This window comes from Cedecea sp. B1(4) (assembly GCF_059414925.1).
In genome coordinates this window covers 1-435 of sequence record NZ_JCAHMZ010000186.1, presented here as the reverse complement: position 1 = coordinate 435, position 435 = coordinate 1, and the positions used below count along the sequence as shown (strand labels likewise).

General features: G+C 69.2%; 1 protein-coding gene. It reads right to left on the bottom strand.

Features of this window, described 5'->3' with window-relative positions:
- Positions 1-435, bottom strand: a 435-nt coding sequence (locus tag ACR6JA_RS22565) for an SOS response-associated peptidase family protein (RefSeq protein WP_494599678.1), incomplete at both ends; no start/stop codon positions are given.

Genomic DNA, 435 nt, shown 5'->3' with positions numbered 1-435 from the left:
GCGGATTCTGGTCGGCGTTGATGGTGAGCATGGTGTAGCTCTCCTGCAGCTGACCAGCGGCGTCGCGCCACCGATCCCACAGGCCGGCGATGCCCAGCGGCGCGCCGTCGACCCGGGTAAACCGAGTGGCCACCGCGGCGCCCGACCGCCAGTCGGGTTCGAAGATTGCGTCGGCGGGGATGATGCAGTGCTGGGCCCGGCGCCAGGCATTGCCGAAGGTGAAGGACTTGGCCGCTGTCTCGCTGCGGGCGTTGAACGTCGACAGCTTGCCGGCCTTGTCCAGGTCGTTCGCCTTCGTCATGGCGCTTATCAGGCCCCAGCGCCCGACGACCGCCTCGCGCTCCGGCACCGCCTCGTCGCCCGCGTCATGTTCGATCGGCCGCCGGATAAAGACGCCCGAGTAGCGCGGCCACATGTCGTACTTGCCGACGGCCG